Here is a 19,332-nt window from a genome sequence, read left to right as displayed (position 1 = left end):
GTGTGCTCCCGGGCCTCAGACAAGGGAGTTCTCGATGGCCACACAGACCACGACCGCGGGCGCGCGGGAGTCGCGCCGCGGCGAGCGCAGAGTCGTCAGCAACATCGTGCGCGGATCGATCGGCAACCTGATCGAGTGGTACGACTGGTACGCGTACACCGCGTTCAGCGTGTACTTCGCCGCGGCGTTCTTTCCGTCCGGCGACCAGACCGCCCAACTGCTCAACACCGCGGCCGTGTTCGCCGTCGGGTTCCTGATGCGCCCGATCGGCGGCTGGGTGCTCGGCCGCTACGCCGACCGCCGGGGGCGGCGGGCCGCGCTGACGCTGTCGGTGACCCTCATGGCGGCCGGCTCGCTGATCGTCGCGCTGACGCCGTCGTACGACGCGATCGGCGTCGTGGCGCCGGTGCTGCTCGTCACGGCGCGACTGCTGCAAGGGCTGTCGGTCGGCGGTGAGTACTCGACGTCCGCGACCTACATGTCGGAGGTCGCCTCGCCCGGCCGGCGCGGCTACTACTCCAGCTTCCAGTACGTCACCCTCATCGCCGGCCAGCTGACCGCGCTCGGCCTCCAGATCATCCTCCAGCAGCTGCTCAGCGGCACGCAGATGGAGTCGTGGGGCTGGCGAATCGCGTTCGTCGTCGGTGCCGCCGGGGCGATCGTCGTGCTGTGGCTGCGGCGCGGCATGGACGAGTCGGAGAGCTTCGAGCGCGCGGCCGCCGAGGGCGAGGAGGGCTCCGGTCCTGCTCGGGGCAGCCTGCGCATGCTGCTGTCGTACCCCAGGCAGTGCCTGATCGTCGTCGGCCTGACCATGGGCGGCACGCTGTTCTTCTACACGTACACGACGTACCTGCAGAAGTTCATGGTCAACACCAGTGGCATCGCCAAGCCGACGGCGGCCTGGATCAACTTCTTCGCACTGCTGGTGTTCGTCCTGCTCCAGCCGGTCATGGGGCTGCTGTCCGACCGGATCGGGCGGCGTCCGATGCTGATCGGGTTCGGTGTGCTGGGGGCGATCGTGGTGGTGCCCTCGCTGACCCTCCTGTCGCACACCAGCGATCCCGTGTACGCGTTCCTGCTCATGGTCGGTCCGCTCGCCGTCAGCTCCCTGTACACCTCGATCAGCGCGGTGGTGAAGGCCGAGCTGTTCCCGACGTCGATCCGGGCGCTGGGCGTCGGTCTGCCGTACGCGTTGACCGTGGCCCTGTTCGGCGGGACCGCCGAGTACGTCGCCCTGTGGTTCAAGGACGCCGGTCACGAGAGCTGGTACTTCTACTACGTCACCGCCTGTGTCCTGATTTCGCTGCTCGTCTACATTCGAATGCGCGAGACGTCGGACGGATCGCCGCTGGAGAGCGAGGCCAAGGACTGACCGGGAGGGTGGCGACCGTGCACGTGCTGCTGGCCGAGGACGACGACGGGGTGGCCGGTGCCCTGACCGAGGTGCTGTACGAGCACGGTCATCTTCCCACCCGGGTGCGGCGCGGCGAGGAGGTCCTCGCCCGCCACCGCCAGGCGGACCTGCTGCTGCTCGACCTCGGACTGCCGGACCTCGACGGCCTGGAGGTGCTGCGCAAGCTGCGTGCGGTGAGCGGGCTCCCGGTGGTCGTGCTCACCGCACGGGGCGACGAAAGGTCGGTGGTGCGCGGGCTGCGCCTGGGCGCCGACGACTACCTGGTCAAGCCGGTCCGGCTGGCGGAACTGCTGGCCCGGATCGAGGCCGTCACCCGCCGGGCGGCCACCCCGGCCGCGACGGCTGCGCGCACGGTGCGCGCCGGTGACGTCGAGGTCGATCTCGACGCGCGGCGGGTGACGGTGGGCGGCGCCGAAGTGCGGCTGACCACGAAGGAGTTCGCGGTGCTCGCCGCGCTGGCGGCCCGAGCCGGTACGGCCGTCAGCCGCCAGCAGCTGATGGACGAGGTGTGGGGCGACGCCTATCTGGCGGTGTCCCGCTCGCTGGACGTCCATCTCACGCAGCTGCGGGCCAAGCTCGGCCGGCCCGAGGCGCTGACGACCATCCGTGGCTTCGGCTACCGGTTCGGCGGCTGACTCCGGCCATGCGGACCCGGGTGCTGACCGTCGTCCTGGCCTTCGCGGTGCTTGCGGTGGCCGGGTTCGCCGTGCCCCTGCTCGGTGTCACCGCCACCCAGCGCACCGAGCAGCTCGTCGCGGCCCGCACCGGTGACCTCGACCGGTTCGCCGGGCTGGCCGAGCAGGCCGCGGAGAGCGGCGACACCGGCGTGCTGACCGCCGAGGTCACCCGGTACTCCGAGCTCTACGGCGAGGCGGTCGTGGTCGTCGACACCCGTCGCGCCCCGGTCGTGCAGACCGGCGGCATGCGCGCCGCGGACCCGGCCGTCGCCCGCCTCGTCGACGCGGCACTGCGCAACCAGCGGGCGGCACCCGGTGGCACGCTGCGCCCCTGGTCGCGCGGTGACAGGCTGCTCGCCCGCCCGGTGGGCACCGGCACCCGGGTGTCCGGCGCGGTGGTGCTGCGGGCGTCGGTGCGTGCCGCCGCCGACGACATCGCGCTGCGCTGGGCGCTTGTCCTGGCCGGGGCGGGCCTGTTCGCGGTGGCCTGCGTCCTGCTGGCCCGCGCCGCCACACGCTGGGTGGTTCGCCCCCTGCACCGCCTGGACCGGGCGGTCGGCGCGCTGGCCGCCGGGCTGCCGGCCGAGCACGCGCGGGCGGGCGGGCCGCCCGAACTGCGTCAGCTGGCCACCGGCTTCAACCGCATGGCCGACGCGGTGAGCACGGCCCTGGAGCAGCAGCGCCGGCTGGTGGCCGACACCTCCCACCAGCTGCGCAACCCGCTGGCCGCGCTGCGCCTGCGCATCGACTCCCTCCAGCCGCGCCTGCCCGAGTCCGCGACCCGCACGTACACGGGCGTCACGGCCGAGCTGGAACGCATGGAGCACCTCCTCGACGACCTGCTGGCCCTCGCGAACGCCGAGCACCGCGCCGGAGAGCTGGCCGTGACGGACGTGGCGGAGGCCCGCTGCGACGCGGTGACGGTCGCCGCCGCCCAGGCACAGCTGTGGCAGCCGGTCGCCGAACAGGCCGGAGTCCGCCTCGACCCGGTGCCCGGTCCCCCGGTCCTGACGGCCTGCACGGAGGCCGAACTGGCCCAGGTCGCCGACATCCTGCTCGACAACGCGATCAAGTACGGCGGTCAGGGCGCCCGGGTCGAGACGCGCTGCTTCGCCGACGGCCCCGACGCGGTGTTCGAGGTGCGCGACGACGGCCCGGGGCTCGGCACGGCCGAACTCCCGCAGGCCGGCGTCCGCTTCTGGCGCTCGGAGCGCCACCGGGAGGTGCGCGGCAGCGGGCTGGGCCTGGCGATCGCCGAACAACTGGCGGGCGGGCGCGGCGGACATGTCGAGTTCGCGCCGGTCGAACCCCATGGGCTGCGGGTCAGGGTCGTACTCCCGCGCGCGGAGCGGCAGCAGGGGCGTACACCATGACCGGCCCCACCCGTCGTACGGCCCTCGGGCTGGCGGGCGCGGGACTGCTCACGGCTGCCACGGCCGACGCGCGGCATGCCGACCGCGGCCCGCAGGGCCGGCTGCGGATCGCGACCGGCGAGGCGGGCAACTTCTACGCGGCGTTCGGCCGGTTGCTCGCCGAGCAGGTGACGGCGGCCTATCCCCGGCTGTCGTGTGAGGTGATCAACAGCGAGGCCACCGTGGCCAACATACGGCTGCTCCAGTCGGGGCGGGCCGAAGTGGCGCTGGCCCTGGCCGACATCGCGTGGGCCGCGCGGGCCGGGTCGGCGCCGTTCGGCCGCCCGGTCCCGCTGCGGGCGATCGGCCGGGTCTACGAGAACTACCTGCAGCTGGCGGTGCCCGCGGACACACCGATCCGCACGGTCGCCGATCTGGCGGGGCGCACCGTGTCGCTGGGCGCCCCGGCGTCCGGGGGTGCCGTGCTCGGCGACCGCCTGCTGCGCGCCGCGGGGCTGACGCCGGGCACCGACGTGCGGGTCCGCCGCCTGTTGCTGCCGCGGGCGGTACGGGCGATGCGGGACGGCTCGATCGACGCCCTGCTCGTCTCGGGCGGGATTCCGCTGCCGACGCTCACCGCACTCGACACCCGGCGGCGCATCCGCCTCCTGCCGCTGGCCGACCTGCTCCCCCGCCTGCGTCCCGGCACGGACCGCTCCGGACCGGGACTGGAGGCGGTGACCGTGCCGGCCGGGGCGTACCGGGGCGCGCCCGAGGTGACCACCATCGGCGTGGCCAACCTCCTGCTGTGCCGCCCCGACCTGCCCACGCCCGTGGCCGCCGCCCTCACCGACGTCCTGGTCCGCCGCGCCACGCATCTCGTTCCGGCCACGGCCCTGGGCACGCAGTTCCTCGACGCCCGAAGCCTGATCTCGACGGGCGCCGTGCCCCTGCATCCCGGGGCGGTCCTGGCCTATCGCGAGCTGCACGGATAGAGGCATGCCCGGCTGTCGCCCCGCGGCTGACTATCTTGGCCTGCATGCAGGCATACACGATCGGCCAGGCGGCACGGCTGCTCGGCGTGAGTCCGGACACCGCGCGACGGTGGGCCGACGCGGGGCGGGTGGCGACCCATCGCGACGAGGGCGGCAGGCGGCTCATCGACGGCAAGGACCTGGCCGCCTTCTCGGTGGAGCTGGCCAAGGGCGGCGGCGGTGAGGAGGACGCCTCCTACACCTCGGTCCGCAACGCCTTCCCCGGCATCGTCACCGCGATCAAGCTGGGTGACGTGGCGGCGCAGGTGGAGATCCAGGCCGGCCCGCACCGGCTGGTGTCGCTGCTGACGCGGGAGGCCGTGGAGGAACTGGGGCTGGAGGTCGGGATGGAGGCCACCGCCCGGGTGAAGTCGACGAACGTGCACATCGACCGCGTCTGACACCCCCGCGGGGTGCGGGTCAGGCCAGCTTCTTGAGGATCTCGTGCGCCGCGGGACGGGCGGAGGCGGGGTTCTGACCGGTGATCAGGTTCCGGTCGACGACGACGTTCGGCGCCCAGGGCTCGCCCTCCTGGTAGTCGGCGCCGACCTCGACCAGCCGGTCCTGCAGCAGCCACTTCGCCCTGGCCGCCAGACCGGCCTGGGTCTCCTCGGCGTTGCTGAAACCGGTGAGCCGGTAGCCGGCGAAGGCGTTGCCGCCGTCTTCCCGGGTGGCGGCCAGCAGGGCGGCCGGGGCGTGGCAGACCACGCCGAGCGGCTTGCCCGACGCAAGGGTGTCGACGAGGAGCTTGCCGGAGATGGGGTTGACGGCCAGGTCCTCCATCGGGCCGTGGCCGCCGGGGTAGAAGACGGCGGCGTAGTCGTCGAGGTCGACGTCTTCCAGCCTGATGGGTCGCTGGATCTCACCGATCGAGGCGAGGGCGTCCGCGATCTTCTTCGCACCCTCCTCGCCACCGTTGTACTGCGGGGCCAGGCTGACCTGATCCAGGGTCGGTACGACGCCCCCGGGTGTGGCGACGACGATTTCGTGGCCGGCGGCCGTGAGCACCTCGTAGGGGGCGACGGCCTCCTCGGCCCAGAAGCCGGTCGGGTGCTTGGTCCCGTCCGCCAGCGTCCAGTGGTCGGCACCGGTCAACACGAAAAGGATCTTCGACATGGTTCTGTCTCGCTTTCTCTTCTTGTGCCTCTGGGGCCGGTGGTGTCGAAACTAGGGCCGCTCAAGTTCCCACGCCAATGAAGGGGCATTCAGGGGTCCGGCCCGAGCCCGCACCTCCGTAGGAACGCACATGCCATGCCCACAGCCGACGTAGGCTGCTCATGCGATGAGACAGGAGACTTTCACCTCGCATCTGCGGCACTATCATCTGCAGCTGATTGCGTCCGTCAGGACCAGCAGGACCAGAGGGAGTGGACCCGTGATGACCCGTTCCGCGCGCCGGACCCGTCGGACGCTGCAGATGACCGGCGTGAGTGCCGCCGCCCTGCTGGCTCTGAGCGCCTGCTCGGACTCCGCCGCGAAATCGGACTCCTCCCCTTCGACCTCCGCCTCGGACAAGCTGTCCGGCGAGGTGACCGTGTTCGCCGCAGCCTCGCTCAAGGAGAGCTTCACGACGCTGGGCAAGGAGTTCGAGAAGGCGCACCCGGGGACGAAGGTGACCTTCAGCTTCGGGGGCAGCGACGCCCTCGCCGCGAGCATCACCGGCGGCGCTCCCGCGGATGTCTTCGCCTCGGCCAGCCCCAAGACGATGAAGATCGTCACGGACGCCCAGGGCAACGCCACCGAGCCGACCACGTTCGTCCGCAACCAGCTGGAGATCGCGACCCTGCCGGGCAACCCCGACAAGGTCGCCTCCCTGAAGGACCTCACCGCCTCCGGTCTGAAGGTCGTGCTGTGCGACAAGACCGTGCCGTGCGGTGCCGCAGCCGAGAAGGCCCTCACCGCGAGCAAGCTGAAGCTCACCCCGGTCTCCTACGAGGAGGACGTCAAGTCCGCCCTCAACAAGGTGGTGCTGAAGGAGGCCGACGCCGCGGTCGTCTACAAGACCGACGTGAAGGCCGCCGGTGACAAGGTGGAGGGCGTGGAGTTCCCCGAGTCCGCCGACGCCATCAACGACTACCCGATCACCCTGCTCAAGGAGTCGCAGAACCCCGAGCTCGCCAAGGCGTTCGTCGCGCTGGTGCAGTCCACCGAGGGCCAGAAGGTCCTGACCGAGGCCGGGTTCCTGAAGCCGTGAGCCGTCCGTCGTCCCCGCACTTCGGCAAGACAGGCGCCGCGGACACCCTCTCCGGTGGCCCGCGGCGCCGCCGTGGCCTGAGGACCGGCGCCCCGCTGCCGCTTCTCCTCCCCGCGCTGATCGGTCTCGCCTTCCTGGTCCTGCCGCTCGTCGCCCTGCTGCTCCGGGCCCCCTGGCGGAGCATGCCCGACCTGCTGACCAGCACCGAGGTGTGGCAGGCGCTCCAGCTGTCCCTGCTCTGCGCCACGGCCGCGACCGCGGTGAGCCTGGTGATCGGGGTGCCGCTGGCCTGGCTGCTGGCCCGGGTCGAGTTCCCGGGACGTGGTCTCGTACGGGCCCTCGTCACACTGCCGCTGGTCCTGCCACCGGTCGTCGGCGGCGTGGCCCTGCTGATGGCGCTCGGCCGCAACGGCGTCGTCGGGAAGTGGCTGGACTCCTGGTTCGGCGTCACCCTGCCCTTCACCACCACCGGCGTCGTGATCGCCGAGGCCTTCGTGGCCATGCCGTTCCTCGTCATCAGCGTGGAAGGCACCCTGCGCGCGGCCGACCCCCGCTACGAGGAGGCCGCCACCACGCTCGGCGCCTCCCGCTTCACCGCCTTCCGCCGCGTCACCCTGCCGCTGATCGCCCCCGGCATCGCCGCGGGTGCCGTCCTCGCCTGGGCTCGGGCGCTCGGCGAGTTCGGCGCGACCATCACCTTCGCCGGCAACTTTCCGGGCCGTACCCAGACCATGCCGCTCGCCGTCTACCTCGCGCTCCAGAACGACCCGGAGGCGGCGATCGCCCTCAGCCTGGTGCTGCTCGCCGTGTCGATCGCGGTGCTCGCCGGATTGCGTGACCGATGGATGACCACCTCATGACCGAGATCCGCGCCGTCCGCACCGACACCGCCGTGGCCGGCCTCGACGCCCGTCTCGTGGTCGAGCGCGGCTCCTTCCGCCTCGATGTGGCGCTCACGGCGGCGCCCGGCGACGTGGTCGCGCTCCTCGGCCCCAATGGGGCGGGCAAGACCACCGCCCTGCGGGCCCTCGCCGGTCTCGTTCCGCTCACCGACGGCCATCTGCGACTGGACGGCGCGGAGTTGGACCGTACGCCGCCGGAGTCCCGCCCGGTCGGGGTCGTGTTCCAGGACTACCTGCTCTTCCCGCATCTGTCCGCCCTGGACAACGTGGCCTTCGGGCCGCGCTGTCACGGTGCCTCCAAGGCCGAGGCCCGCGCGCAGGCCGCCGAGTGGCTGGAGCGCATGGGACTCGCCGAGCACGCGGGGGCCAGACCCCGCCGCCTCTCCGGCGGTCAGGCGCAACGCGTCGCGCTGGCCCGCGCCCTGGCCACCCACCCGCGCCTGCTGCTCCTCGACGAGCCGCTCGCCGCCCTCGACGCCCGCACCCGCCTCGACGTACGCGCCCAGCTCCGCCACCACCTGGCCGACTTCGAGGCGGTCGCCGTGCTCGTCACTCACGACCCGCTGGACGCCATGGTGCTGGCCGACCGGCTGGTCGTCGTCGAGGACGGCCTCGTCGTGCAGGAGGGCACGCCGGCCGACATCGCCCGGCATCCGCGCACGGACTACATCGCGCACCTGGTCGGCCTGAACCTCTACCGGGGCGAGGCCGAGGGGCACACGGTCCGCGTGGACGGCGGGCCCGCGATCACGACCACCGAGGACCTCACCGGCCCGGTCTTCGTCGCCTTCCCGCCCGGCGCGGTCACCCTGCACCGCGACCGCCCCACCGGCTCCAGCGCCCGCAACCTCTGGCGCTGCGAGGTCGCCGGTCTGGAGACGCACGGCGACCAGATCCGCGCCGCCCTGACCGGCGAACTGCCCCTGGCCGCCGACCTCACGACGCTCGCCGCCGCCGAGCTGGACCTCCGCCCCGGGTCCACGGTGTGGGCGACGGTCAAGGCGGCCCAGACGCACGCCTACCCGGCCTGACGGGCGGGCGCCTCGCGCCGGTGACGGGGGTTCCGGCGAGCGGCTGCCCCGGCCGATTACGGTGGACCCACAGCACTCCCAAAAAGGGCAAATCCCCCACAAAATGCGAGGCGTACGACCATGAGCCTGAGCATCCGCAACCAGATCCCCGGCACCGTCACCGCCGTCACCCCCGGAGAGGCGATGGCGACGGTCAAGGTCCGACTCGACGGCGGTCAGGACGTCACCGCCGCCATCACGCTCGACGCCGTGGAGGACCTGGGGCTTACGGCGGGCTCCGCCGTACGCACCCTCATCAAGGCCACGGAGGTCGCGCTGGCCACCGGACCGGTGGACGGCCTGTCCATCCGCAACCGGCTGCCCGGCACCGTGCGCGAGGTCGCGACGGGCGCCGCCATGGCCTCGGTGCGGGTCTCGGTCGACGGCGGCGAGGTGACCGCCGCGATCACCAAGGACGCCGTCGCCGATCTCGCCCTGGCGGCCGGTTCCGCCGTCACCGTCCTGTTCAAGTCGACCGAGGTCTCGCTCGCGACCGCGTGAGCCCGCAACGCCGTCCGAGCCGGGGAACCGGGAACCGAACGCTAGCTCCCCGGTTCCTGCTGGAGCTTGGCGAGGGTCAGGGCCCCGCCGCCGATCCCCCAGCCGCCGTCGGGCACCTCCTCGACGAGTACCAGCGTGGTGGCCCGGGCGCGCTCGCCGTACAGGCCGACGTACAACTCCGTGGCGGCGGTGACGATCTGCTCCATCTGCTCGGTGGTGAGGGTCCCGGCGGGGACCTTGAAGTTCGCGAACGGCATGGTGGTGCTCCCTCGACTCGGCTCCGGGAATGGGTGCTTGCGGGCTCCACCCTCGACCGGTGCCACATCCGCGGCCAGGGCTGCGCCCACCCTGGGGTTGCCGTCCCCTGGGTGAGCGGGGCGGCGGAAGGCAGGATGGGCGGCGTGGACCTTTCCGAACTCGCCGCGTTCCTCAAGTCCCGGCGCGCCCGTGTCCGGCCCCGCGATGTCGGGCTGACGGCCGGGCCCCGGCGCCGGGTGCCCGGTCTGCGCCGCGAGGAGGTGGCGCAGCTGGCCGGGTTGTCCGCGGACTACTACACGGAGCTTGAGCGCGGCCGCGGCGCCCAGCCCTCCGACCAGACGCTGGCGGCCCTGGCCCGCGCGCTACGGCTGACCAGGGACGAGCGCGACCATCTGTTCCACCTGGCGGACCGCCGCATCCCCCCGGCCGCACACGGTCCGGCCGCCCACGTCGAGCCCGGCCTGCTGAGCCTCCTCGACCGGCTCACCACGACGCCCGCCATGGTCATCACCGCCCTGCACGAAACCCTGGCGCGCAACGCACTGGCCACCGCCCTGCTCGGCGCGCACCCGGCGACCGGCGTCCCGGTGGCGGGCGGCCCCACGGCCGGGTTCCTGTACCGCTGGTTCACCGATCCGTCCTCGCGTTCCGTCTATCCGCCCGAGGACCATCCCCACCACTCCGCCGTCTTCGTCGCCGATCTGCGCGCGGTGGCCGCCCGGCGCGGCCGGGACGCCGAGATCGCCCGGCTGGTGGCGCGGCTGCGGCACTCCAGCGAGGAGTTCGCGGCCCTGTGGGACACCCGGGACGTGGCCGTGCGCCGGGCCGACCACAAGCGGATAGTCCACCCCACGCTCGGCATCGTGGAGGTGGACTGCCACAGCCTGCTCAGCGAGGACGGCCACCAGCGGCTGCTGTGGTTCACGGCACCACCGGGCACGGACGGCGCGGCCCGCCTGGAACTCCTCTCCGTCGTCGGGAGCCAGGACATGTCGGCGGCCGGTGAGGGACGGCCGGCCTGAGACGGGTGAAGGACGACCTGGCCGAGGCGCACCCGATCAGGTCGTCCCTCACCCCTTGACGGACTCGAGCCACTTGTCGCCGCCGAGCGGGAACTCGTAGGCCGGACGCCCGTTGTTGCCACTTGTACGGAACGGCCTGCCGTCGTCGTCGATGACGAACGTGCCCTTGCGGTCGCCGCTGGACCAGGCCAGCTCCAGATACCAGCTCACGTCGTACGCCGAGGCGTCGGCCGTGATCCGGAAGACCTCCGGGTCGGACTCGCTGACCGTGAAGGGGAAGTCCTGCTGTCCCGCCCCGGCGACGACGGCCGGCTGGGCGCCGTCGAGCGCCACCGTGAAGGGCCGGGGCGGTACGTTGCCTCCGCAGCCGACGCCCATGACGTAGTCGTTCCAGGCCAGCGGGGTGTCCCTGTCGACCACCCGGACCTTCAGGCTGTCGAGGACCACCGTCTCCCCGCCCCTGCCCTGCACGGTCACCGTCACCAGCTGTTCCCCGGCCGACACCGCCTTGTACCGCCCGATCCAGCCCGGCGCGTCCTGCTCCACCGGGGGCGGACGGACCGCGGACGCGGGCCGGTCGATCAGATAGTGCTGCTCGCAGGGGTGTTCCCAGCTGTAGGGACGGGTGTTCACGGTGAACGGAGGCTTCGCGTCCGGTTTCTCGGCCGGGCCGGCCGCGCCCTCGGTCGCGGGCTTCGTCGGAGTCGCCGAGGGGGACGGGGAGTTCGTGCCGTCGGGCTCCGCGCTCTTCGACGGGGACTCCGACGGGGTCTTCCTCGGCGGGGCGGCCACGTCCTTCGAGGCGGCGGCACCCACCGGGCCGCCGCGCCCGCCGTCGTCCCGCGTCCCGCCCGAGGGCAGGGTCACGGCCAGGGCGACGGCGCCGAGAACGACGGCCACACCGGCGGCGGCCAGGGCGGTGGTACGACGGCGAGGGTGGCGGCCGGGCCGCACCGGGTGCGAGGGCCGGACGGGTGCCGGGGTGTTGGCGGGGACCGGCTCGGACACCGTCACATCGGCAGAGGCGGGCTCGGACACGGTCGCGTCCTCGGAGGCGGTGTCCGCGACTTGCGGTACTCCCGGATCCCCCGCCGCTGACACCCCGCCGGCCACGGCACCCTCACCGGTCTCCCCCGCCGTCTTCCTCCCCCGCAGCGCGTCCGCCAGCACCCACCGGCGGTGCAGCTCCACCAGTTCCTCCGGCGAGGCCTTGCACAGCCGGGCCAGTCGCTCCACGGGCGCGTAGTCGGTGGGGACGGCATCCCCGTTGCAGTACCGGTGCAGCGTCGAGGTGCTCATGTGCAGGCGTTTGCCGAGGACTCCGTAGCTGAGCCCCGAGCGGTCCTTCAACTGCCGCAGCAGCGCCGCGAAATCGGCCCCCGCAGTGCCTTCCGACACCGTTCCTCCATCCCCCTCGTCCCGTTCCCCCGTTCCAGGGGGCGGACATCTCTCCAGGTCAGACGTACTTCAGCCGTTCCAGTGTCCCTGATCGCCCGTCACCCATGGCGGCCGGGACGGAAACCGGATCAAGCTCTGGTCATCCAAGCACGCCGCTCCCGCCGACCGGTCGAGCGGACGCGCCTCAGCCCTTTGCACGGACAAGGAATCAGCCATGCGCACCTTCCGCCACGCCCGCCTTCTCGCCGCCACCGGCGCCGCCCTCACCGCCCTGGCGCTCACCGCCTGCCAGAACGGCTCCGGCACCCGCGACGAGGGCGCCGCGCAGTCGGGGACGCCGAGCGCGAGCGCTCAGGCGTCGACGCCCACCCAGGACCAGGCGTCGGACCAGGCGGGGCAGAGCGCCGGGTCGGGGCAGAGCAGCGGGCAGTCGACCGGCCAGTCCGCGCAGCCGGGCGGGTCGACACCGAAGGACGGCGGCTCGGGCAGCACCGGCCAGGGCGCCGGGGACGACGGCTACCCGCAGGATCTGGCCATCTGCAACGGGTCCAACACCCGGACCACGGCCCAGCCGGTCCCCCGCCCGCTCAACCACATGCTGCTGACCGTCACCAACACCGGCTCGAAGCCGTGTGCCCTGTTGTACTACCCGGTGCTCCGTTTCGACGAGATGCAGTGGGTGCCGCAGGCGATCGAGGACACCAAGCCGCAGGCCGTGCCGATGCTGGACCCGGGCGCCTCCGGCTACGCGGGCGTCCGGCTGAGCGCGGCCGACGGCAGCGGCACGGGCGGTGACACGGGCCGCAAGCTCACCGTGGCCTTCCAGGGCAGGACCCCCGACAGTTCGGGCGGCCCGTCGGCGACCCCGCCGCTGTCGGCCAAGGGCGTCTACTACGACAGCGCTCTGAGCGTCAGCTACTGGCAGACGGACGTGGAGACGGCCCTCAACTGAGCACCGGTCGCCGGACGGCAGTAGCGTCGAGGGCGGGGCAGGCAGGCTCGGAAAGGAGTCCCGATGGAGCCCACCGGCATCACCGCCAACCTCCACGTCCCGGACATCGCGGTCGCACGCGACTTCTACATGGGCTATCTCGGCCTCAGCCACGAGGCCATGAACCTGGGCTGGGTCGCCCGCTACCAGTCGCCCGACGGGCGGGCGCAGATCCAGCTCGTGACCCGCGACGCCACCGCGCCGGAACTGGCGGTCGTGTCGGTCCGCGTGGGAGCGGGGGTCGACGCGGCGTACGCCGAGGCACTGCGGCGCGGGTACGAGATCGTGCACCCGCTCACCGAGGAACCGTGGGGTCTGCGCCGCTTCCTCGTGCGGGCGCCCGACGGCAATGTGCTCAACCTCGTCAGCCACCGCGACGACTGAAATCGGCTCGCCTCAGGCGCGCGGCTTGTTCGTCGCCGCGAACGTGTCCGCCCCCGCGAGATCGAAGTCCCCGTGATCGCTGCCGAGGCCCTGCGCCACCAGGGCCGCCGCCGCGCAGCCGAGGACGGCGGAGTCGTACGGCGTCCGGCCCAGGCCCGTGCCGCGCACGAAGCCGGCCGAGAACGCGTCGCCGCACCCGGTCGTGTCCACGACGTCGATCGCGAAGGCGGGCACCTTCTCGACGCCGTCGGCGGTCACCAGCAGCGCGCCGTCCCCGCCGCGCGTGACGGCCACCAGGCCGGCCCCGGCGGCGAGGAGTTTGCGCGCGCCCGCGACCAGGTCGCCCTCGCCGGTGAAGCCGAGGACCTGGTCCTCGTTGGGCAGCATCTGGTCGATGTACGGCAGCGCCGCCTCGATCTGCTCGAAGCCGCCGAGCACGCCGGGGGCGAGCAGGTCCACCGAGGTGGTCACGCCGTGCTCCTTGGCATACGACAGGATGCGCGTGGCGGTGTCGACGCCGATCAGTTCGGGCCCGCCGAGATGGAGGTGGGCGGCGTCGGCGATCGTGTCCCAGGGCACGTCGTCCGGGCCGTAGGTGATGTTCGCGCCGAGGAGGTGGAGCGAGGGGCGGTCGCCGTTCGGGCGGATGGGCAGGACGCTCGCCGAGGTGGCGGTGTCCGTGCGGCGGACCAGGTGCGTGGTGTCGATGCCAGCCGCGCCCAGCAGCTGGACCAGCATGTCGCCGGTGGGGTCGGACCCGATGGCGCCGGCACTGTGCACCGAGGCGCCGAGCTTGGCGAGGGTGAGCGCGGTGCCGCCGGCCGTCCCGGCGGCGGTCATCCTGATGTCCTCGACCAGGGTCGCGCCCTGTCCCTCGGGTATGGCCTCCACCGGCCGCACCAGCACGTCCAGCACATGCACGCCCAGCGTGACGACCTTCATCGGTTTCCCTCCTGCACGGGTGGTACGGGGTGGGTGGTGCCGTAGTTCCGGGCGAGCGCGGCCTCGACGACCGCGAGTTGCTGGTGCTCGTCGAGGACGCGGGGGGTGCCGAGGGCGGCCGCGCGCTGGTAGACGCCGCACGCCCACTCCAGCAGCAGCGCGTGCTCGACGGCCTTGTCCAGGGTCGGGGCGTGCGTGAGCGCGCCGTGGCTGGCCATCAGGGCGGCGCTGCGGCCCTGAAGTGCCGTCAGGACCGAGTCGGCGAGCTCCGGTGTGCCGAAGGTGGCGTACGGCGCCACGCGGACCGAGCCACCCAGGGCGAGCAACTGGTAGTGGATGCAGGGCAGTTCGTCGAGCACGCAGGACAGCGCGGTGGCCATCGGCGCGTGGGTGTGGACGACCGCGCCCGCGCCGTAGCGGTGGTAGACGCCGAGGTGCAGATCCAGCTCCGACGTGGGCCGTAGCCGGCCGGCCACGACGTTCCCGTCCAGGTCGACCACGGTCACCTGGTCGTCCGTGAGTTCGGCGAGCACCGCGCCGGTGGCGGTGATCGCGACACGGTCCTCCACGCGCACGCTGACGTTGCCGGCCGTGCCGATCAGCAGCCCCTCGGCTCCCAGCCGACGGCACGCCCGGGCCACGGCGGCGCGCTCCTGACCCAGCGCCGAGCTTGAGCCTGTCATGTTCGCGACGCTAGCCTAAACCTGAAACAAAGTCACGTTCACTTTCGGAGGCCGCACATGGGCGATCCCGCCCCGGAGCCCGACGGCACCTGGCAGGTCCCCCTGCGCCGCACCCCGCAGCAGGCGCGCAGCAGGGCGCGCCTCGCCCGGGTCCTTCAGGCCGCGGAGCGCGTGCTGATCAGCGAGGGCGCGCAGGCGCTGACGACCACCCGGATCGCGGCGGAGGCCAAGGTCTCGGTCGGCTCGCTGTACCAGTACCTGCCCGACCGGGACGCGATCATCGACGCCCTCGCCGCCGGGTACTTCGCCCGGCTGGAGGCGGCGATGGACGACCTGGTCCGGGCCGCGACGGCCGAGCGGTTGGACGACCCCGTGGGCGTGCTCATCGACGCCTTCGCCGCGATCTACCGCACGGAGCACGGCTTCCGCGCCCTGTGGTTCGGCAGCACCCTCACCGAGCAGACCCGCGCCGCCGACCGCGAGCACAAACGCCGGATGGCGGACGGCACCCGGCGGGTGGTGCTCGCGCTGGGTCTCGCCCGCGACGACGAGGCGCTCGCCCGCGCCTGCCACGCCGCCGTCCTCGCCGCCGACGCGCTCGCCCAGGAGGCGTTCCGCCGCGACCCCGAAGGGGATCCCGGGCTGCTCGACGAGGCCAAGCTCATGCTGCGCGGGTACCTCGACGCCGTCACCGCCCGCCCTCGCTGACCTCGGGGCCACGACCGGCACGGATCCAGGCTCTGTCATCCTGTGGTCGTGCTGGAACCCACCCCGGTCACCCCGGACGCACCGAGCCGGATACGCCTCCCGCTCCTCACCCAGGAGTGGCTCGACCTGGCCTTCATCCACTGGGCCGTCGAGCCGGACGTCGTGGCCGGGCTGCTGCCCAGGGGCACGGTCCCGGACACGCACGAGGGTGTCACGTACGTCGGCCTGGTCGCGTTCCGGATGCATCGGGTCGGCTGGCTGCGGCTGCCCGGGGTGCCGTATCTCGGGACCTTTCCCGAGACCAACGTGCGTCTGTACTCGGTGGACGAGCACGGGCGGCGCGGCGTGGTGTTCCGGTCGATGGACGCGGCACGGCTGATCCCGGTCGTGATGGGGCGTCTCGGCTTCCGGCTGCCGTATCTGTGGTCCCGGATGAGCGTCCGCACCGACGGCGACACCGTGGCCTACACCAGTTCCCGTCGCTGGCCGGGCCCGCGCGGCGCCGCCAGCCGCATCACCGTACGCACCGGCGAACCCATCGAGGAGCCCACCGAGCTGGAGCACTTCCTCACCGCCCGCTGGGGCATGCACAACGCGTTCTTCGGCGAGCCCGACCCGCTGGCCTACCTGCCCAACCACCACCCTCGGTGGCCGCTGTACCGCGCCGAGCTGCTGACCTGCGAGGAGGACCTGATCACGGCGGCCGGGCTGCCCGCCCCGAGCGCCGCCCCCGTCAGCGTCCTGTACTCCCCCGGCGTACCGGTCAGCCTGGGCCGTCCGGCGCGGCCGGCGGGCATTCCCACGCCCTGATCCGCGCGGCTCCGTCGAATTCCGGGTGCCGGCGACGACGTATCGGGTGAGGGCTGGGGCCGCGCCGGGCGGCCCGGTGGTCGGCAGCCCGATCGGAACGGAGATCGAGGTCATGTTGCTGAAGGACAAGGTCGCGGTGGTGTACGGGGCGAGCGGGCCCATCGGCGGAGCTGCGGCGCGTGCCTTCGCGCGCGAGGGGGCGCGGGTCTTCCTCACCGGCCGCGACGCGGCGCCGCTGGAGCGCGCGGCCGGGGAGATCCGGCGCTCGGGCGGGACGGCGGAGACGTCGGTGGTCGACGCCCGGGAGGAAGCGGCCGTGGACTCCTTCGTCGACGGCGTCGTGGCGCGGGCAGGGCGGATCGACGTCTCGTTCAACGCCATCGGGTACGGAGACGTCCAGAAACCGCTGATGGAGATCTCGGAGGCGGACTTCCTGCAGCCCGTCGTGACGGCGATGCGCTCGCAGTTCCTGACCACCCGGGCGGCGGCCCGGCACATGATCAGGCGCGGGTCGGGGGTGATCCTCGCCTTCGGCGGCGGCGGACCGCAGACGCTGCCCGGGCTCGGCGGTTTCAAGATCGCGCTGGACGCGCTGGAGGGGCTGCGCCGTCAGTGGGCCGTCGAGCTGGGCCCGCACGGTATCCGGGTGGTGACGCTGAAGTCGGGCGGCGTCCCGGAGGCCCTGCCCGAGGGGTTCCCCTGCAGGGAAGCGATCGTCGACAGCCTGGTCGGGGCCACCCAGCTCGGCCGGGGCGCGACCCTCGCGGACGTCGGCGACGTGGCCGCCTTCGTCGCCTCCGACCGGGCCCGGACGCTCACCGCGACGGATGTGAACATCTCCTGCGGCGCGATCGTGGACTAGCCGCGGTGAGCATCGCCGGAGGGTGCCGAGAACGCGAGGGGCCCGGACCGGTAAGACCGGTCCGGGCCCTGCGGGAGATCAGCGCGTCACACGCCGTTCCGTCGCGCCTGCGCCCCTATCGGGCACTGCGCCTGGCGCGGACCAGCACCAGGAGGCCGCCCATGAGGAGGACGGCGCCGGCCGCGGCCGGCCACAGCGTGGTGCCCGTCTCGGCGAGGTTGCCGCCGACAGCCTGCGGCTTCGTCCCGAGGCTGTCCTCGGTGTCGTCGCCGACGCCCGCGGGCTGGGTCTGCTCCGCGGCGCCCGCCGCGTTCTCGTCGTCGCCGGAGCCGCCCTGTTCCTGGCCGTTGCCCGCGCCGGTCGACGGGGTTCCGTACGCCTTGGGCGCCACCGTGCTGGACACGGTGGGCTCGTCGTCGTCGGCCGGGTCGGTGGCGGGTGCCTCGTCACCGGGCTCGTCGGTCGCGGGAGCCTCGGTGGCCGGCTCCTCGGTCGCGGGGGCCTCGGTCTCGGGGGCCTCGGTCGCCGGGTCGTCGTTCGCCGGCGGGTCCGTCTGCTCGCCCCCGCCGTTGCCCGGCTCCGGCTCGTCGTCGGCCGGCGGCGTGGTGGGTGCCTCGGTCGGCTCCTCGGTGGGCTCCTCCTGGCCCGGGTCGCCGCCCTCGCCGGCTCCGACGCCGCACTTTCGGCCGTCGTTGATGCAGTCGACCATCTCGCCCATCAGCTTCTCGTCGAAGACGTTGATGAAGTCGCCGTGGTCGGTGACCGCCTTGTGCAGCTGCTCCGGGAAGGAGTCCACCGCGAACAGCGGGACCGTCTTGCCGCCGTCCTGGAGGCTCGGCGCGTCGACGTCGTACACGATCCGCTGCACCAGCTGCGGAATGGCCTTGAAGCCGTTCGCGCAGCTGCCGTCCGCCGCGGCGAACGCCACGTGGGTGCGGTGGTTGGCGCTGTCGATGTTCGTCCCGTCCCAGCAGCTCTGGAACTTGAAGGTGCGCACCACGTCGCTGCCCTGCGGGCACAGCGGGTACTTGTCCTTCAGCTGCCGGTCCTCGAAGCCGGTGCAGCTCCAGGAGGCGTTGGCGTTGGCGGTGCCGTTGATGAACGCCTTGGCGTCACCGGTGATGATGCGCAGCAGGCGCGGCATCTCGGTGACCTTGCTGCGCGGGTTGCCCACGAAGTTCAGCGTCACCTCCTTGGGGGTGACGATCTCACCGGCGTTGCCCTCGATGCCGCCGCCGGGCGAGTTGGCGTCCTGCTCCTGCTTGCCGTTCTGCAGGCGGATCACGGGCCAGTAGTACGTGGACTTGTCACCCTGGTTCACACAGCTCGTCTCGGCGTTCGCCAGGTCCTCGTCGCTCGCGAAGGCGTCGTTGGACTGGTTGCCGATGTAGTCGTGGAAATGGTGGGCGCCGTTGGAGACGCCGGGGGCCACGATCACGTTGTCCGAGTTGAACAGGCCGTTCTCGTTGACGCCGCAGCTGGTGGCGAAGCTGCCGCGGGAGGCGTCGGACGTCAGGGCCGGGTTCTGGACGTTCGGCTGGACGGACTTGATGTCCTGGTAGTCCGCCGCGTTGGGGCCGTTGCCGGCCTGTCCGCCGTTGCCGGCGTTCTGGCCGCCGTCGCCCTGCTGTTCGCCGTCCTGGCCGGCGCCGTTCTGGTCGTCGCCGCCGTTGTCCTGGGCTGCGTCTCCGCCGTCGGCGCCGTTCGCCTGGTCCCCGCTGTCGGGCTCGGGGGCGCGCAGGGTGCAGTCGGCGAGGCCGTCCAGGCCCTCGGGACGGTCGCCGGTGCGGTCCACGGCGATGGCGATCCGTTCGATCGTGGCGCCGCGCTTCTCCTTCAGCGGCTTCATGATCGCGTTGTCGGCGAAGGCGGGGTCCTGCTGGATCGCCTGTGCCGCCTCCGTCAGCCGCTGGTAGGCGTCGGCGATCTGCTGGTCCAGGAGGGCGAGTTCCTTGGCCACGTCCTCCTTGGCGTCGTCCGGCACGTTCGTCAGCTTGTCGCCGACGTCGGGGCAGTCGATGGTGCCGGCCGGGGAGGACAACGTCTGAGCGGCGTCCGTTCCACCGTCTTCTGTCGCCGAGGCGTAGACGTTGGCCCCCACCAGGCCGCCGCCGCCCAACATCAGCGCGA

At 72.8% G+C, this 19,332-nt stretch carries 21 protein-coding genes; 15 read left to right on the top strand and 6 right to left on the bottom strand.

Annotation, left to right across the window (positions count from 1 at the left end; translation table 11 throughout):
• Positions 1 to 34 precede the first annotated feature (34 nt).
• The 5 genes from ACIRD7_RS16465 to ACIRD7_RS16445 are packed head-to-tail and all read left to right on the top strand — an operon-like array spanning position 35 to position 4,878.
• Entirely contained in the window at positions 35 to 1,372 is a 1,338-nt protein-coding gene (locus ACIRD7_RS16465) for an MFS transporter (RefSeq protein WP_403453519.1), read from the top strand.
• Between the two features lie 17 nt (positions 1,373 to 1,389).
• Positions 1,390 to 2,049 (top strand): response regulator transcription factor, encoded by a 660-nt coding sequence (locus ACIRD7_RS16460; RefSeq protein ID WP_403453869.1) that lies wholly within the window; start codon positions 1,390 to 1,392, stop codon positions 2,047 to 2,049.
• An 8-nt stretch (positions 2,050 to 2,057) separates the two neighbouring features.
• Complete coding sequence (locus tag ACIRD7_RS16455) at positions 2,058 to 3,464, top strand: ATP-binding protein (protein ID WP_403453518.1); 1,407 nt, start codon at positions 2,058 to 2,060, stop codon at positions 3,462 to 3,464.
• Positions 3,461 to 4,438: a TAXI family TRAP transporter solute-binding subunit gene (locus ACIRD7_RS16450; protein ID WP_403453517.1), complete on the top strand. Its 978-nt coding sequence runs from the start codon at positions 3,461 to 3,463 to the stop codon at positions 4,436 to 4,438. The genes ACIRD7_RS16455 and ACIRD7_RS16450 overlap by 4 nt, the downstream gene beginning before the upstream one ends.
• A gap of 44 nt (positions 4,439 to 4,482) precedes the next feature.
• Positions 4,483 to 4,878 carry a molybdopterin-binding protein gene (locus tag ACIRD7_RS16445; protein ID WP_403453516.1) on the top strand — a complete coding sequence of 132 codons (396 nt, stop codon included), beginning with the start codon at positions 4,483 to 4,485 and terminating at the stop codon, positions 4,876 to 4,878.
• Positions 4,879 to 4,897: 19 nt separating this feature from the next.
• Here ACIRD7_RS16445 and ACIRD7_RS16440 read toward each other — a convergent pair whose 3' ends face one another.
• Complete coding sequence (locus ACIRD7_RS16440) at positions 4,898 to 5,593, bottom strand: type 1 glutamine amidotransferase domain-containing protein (RefSeq protein ID WP_403453515.1); 696 nt, start codon at positions 5,591 to 5,593, stop codon at positions 4,898 to 4,900.
• A 262-nt stretch (positions 5,594 to 5,855) separates the two neighbouring features.
• Here ACIRD7_RS16440 and modA point away from each other — a divergent pair, with 262 nt between their 5' ends.
• From modA to ACIRD7_RS16420, 4 genes are all read left to right on the top strand, one after another.
• Positions 5,856 to 6,671 carry a molybdate ABC transporter substrate-binding protein gene (gene modA, locus ACIRD7_RS16435; RefSeq protein ID WP_403453514.1) on the top strand — a complete coding sequence of 272 codons (816 nt, stop codon included), beginning with the start codon at positions 5,856 to 5,858 and terminating at the stop codon, positions 6,669 to 6,671.
• Complete coding sequence (gene modB / locus ACIRD7_RS16430) at positions 6,668 to 7,531, top strand: molybdate ABC transporter permease subunit (protein WP_403453513.1); 864 nt, start codon at positions 6,668 to 6,670, stop codon at positions 7,529 to 7,531. The genes modA and modB overlap by 4 nt, the downstream gene beginning before the upstream one ends.
• Positions 7,528 to 8,604 carry an ABC transporter ATP-binding protein gene (locus ACIRD7_RS16425; RefSeq protein ID WP_403453512.1) on the top strand — a complete coding sequence of 359 codons (1,077 nt, stop codon included), beginning with the start codon at positions 7,528 to 7,530 and terminating at the stop codon, positions 8,602 to 8,604. The genes modB and ACIRD7_RS16425 overlap by 4 nt, the downstream gene beginning before the upstream one ends.
• Before the next feature lie 120 nt (positions 8,605 to 8,724).
• Positions 8,725 to 9,144, top strand: a complete 420-nt coding sequence (locus ACIRD7_RS16420) for a molybdopterin-binding protein (RefSeq protein WP_403453511.1) — start codon at positions 8,725 to 8,727, stop codon at positions 9,142 to 9,144.
• Positions 9,145 to 9,185: 41 nt separating this feature from the next.
• On the opposite strand, the gene ACIRD7_RS16415 is transcribed toward ACIRD7_RS16420, so the two are convergent.
• Complete coding sequence (locus ACIRD7_RS16415; RefSeq protein WP_403453510.1) at positions 9,186 to 9,401, bottom strand: tautomerase family protein; 216 nt, start codon at positions 9,399 to 9,401, stop codon at positions 9,186 to 9,188.
• Between the two features lie 144 nt (positions 9,402 to 9,545).
• Here ACIRD7_RS16415 and ACIRD7_RS16410 point away from each other — a divergent pair, with 144 nt between their 5' ends.
• Complete coding sequence (locus tag ACIRD7_RS16410; protein WP_403453509.1) at positions 9,546 to 10,424, top strand: helix-turn-helix domain-containing protein; 879 nt, start codon at positions 9,546 to 9,548, stop codon at positions 10,422 to 10,424.
• Between the two features lie 48 nt (positions 10,425 to 10,472).
• On the opposite strand, the gene ACIRD7_RS16405 is transcribed toward ACIRD7_RS16410, so the two are convergent.
• The gene (locus ACIRD7_RS16405) at positions 10,473 to 11,822 is read right to left on the bottom strand and encodes a helix-turn-helix domain-containing protein (RefSeq protein WP_403453508.1); all 1,350 of its coding nucleotides are present in this window, start codon (positions 11,820 to 11,822) and stop codon (positions 10,473 to 10,475) included.
• A gap of 214 nt (positions 11,823 to 12,036) precedes the next feature.
• Between ACIRD7_RS16405 and ACIRD7_RS16400 the strand changes: the two genes are divergently transcribed.
• Positions 12,037 to 12,774 carry a DUF4232 domain-containing protein gene (locus tag ACIRD7_RS16400; protein WP_403453507.1) on the top strand — a complete coding sequence of 246 codons (738 nt, stop codon included), beginning with the start codon at positions 12,037 to 12,039 and terminating at the stop codon, positions 12,772 to 12,774.
• 63 nt (positions 12,775 to 12,837) lie between these two features.
• The gene (locus ACIRD7_RS16395) at positions 12,838 to 13,197 is read left to right on the top strand and encodes a VOC family protein (protein WP_403453506.1); all 360 of its coding nucleotides are present in this window, start codon (positions 12,838 to 12,840) and stop codon (positions 13,195 to 13,197) included.
• Between the two features lie 12 nt (positions 13,198 to 13,209).
• On the opposite strand, the gene ACIRD7_RS16390 is transcribed toward ACIRD7_RS16395, so the two are convergent.
• Both ACIRD7_RS16390 and ACIRD7_RS16385 read right to left on the bottom strand, forming a co-directional pair.
• Positions 13,210 to 14,139: a carbohydrate kinase family protein gene (locus ACIRD7_RS16390; protein WP_403453505.1), complete on the bottom strand. Its 930-nt coding sequence runs from the start codon at positions 14,137 to 14,139 to the stop codon at positions 13,210 to 13,212.
• Positions 14,136 to 14,822, bottom strand: a complete 687-nt coding sequence (locus tag ACIRD7_RS16385) for a class II aldolase/adducin family protein (protein WP_403453504.1) — start codon at positions 14,820 to 14,822, stop codon at positions 14,136 to 14,138. The genes ACIRD7_RS16390 and ACIRD7_RS16385 overlap by 4 nt, the downstream gene beginning before the upstream one ends.
• A gap of 57 nt (positions 14,823 to 14,879) precedes the next feature.
• On the opposite strand from ACIRD7_RS16385, the gene ACIRD7_RS16380 reads away from it, so the two are divergent.
• From ACIRD7_RS16380 to ACIRD7_RS16370, 3 genes are all read left to right on the top strand, one after another.
• On the top strand, positions 14,880 to 15,530 hold the full coding sequence (locus ACIRD7_RS16380) for a TetR/AcrR family transcriptional regulator (RefSeq protein WP_403453503.1): 651 nt from the start codon (positions 14,880 to 14,882) through the stop codon (positions 15,528 to 15,530).
• A 48-nt stretch (positions 15,531 to 15,578) separates the two neighbouring features.
• Complete coding sequence (locus ACIRD7_RS16375; protein ID WP_403453502.1) at positions 15,579 to 16,340, top strand: YqjF family protein; 762 nt, start codon at positions 15,579 to 15,581, stop codon at positions 16,338 to 16,340.
• Between the two features lie 112 nt (positions 16,341 to 16,452).
• Entirely contained in the window at positions 16,453 to 17,202 is a 750-nt protein-coding gene (locus ACIRD7_RS16370) for an SDR family NAD(P)-dependent oxidoreductase (protein ID WP_403453501.1), read from the top strand.
• A gap of 115 nt (positions 17,203 to 17,317) precedes the next feature.
• On the opposite strand, the gene ACIRD7_RS16365 is transcribed toward ACIRD7_RS16370, so the two are convergent.
• The gene (locus ACIRD7_RS16365; RefSeq protein WP_403453500.1) at positions 17,318 to 19,324 is read right to left on the bottom strand and encodes a DUF1996 domain-containing protein; all 2,007 of its coding nucleotides are present in this window, start codon (positions 19,322 to 19,324) and stop codon (positions 17,318 to 17,320) included.
• Between the last annotated feature and the right edge of the window lie 8 nt (positions 19,325 to 19,332).

The organism is Streptomyces sp. NPDC093568, assembly GCF_044764945.1.
Taxonomy (GTDB): Bacteria; Actinomycetota; Actinomycetes; order Streptomycetales; family Streptomycetaceae; genus Streptomyces.
The sequence above is the reverse complement of the archived record's forward strand: the minus strand, read 5'-3'. Positions and strand labels throughout refer to the sequence as shown.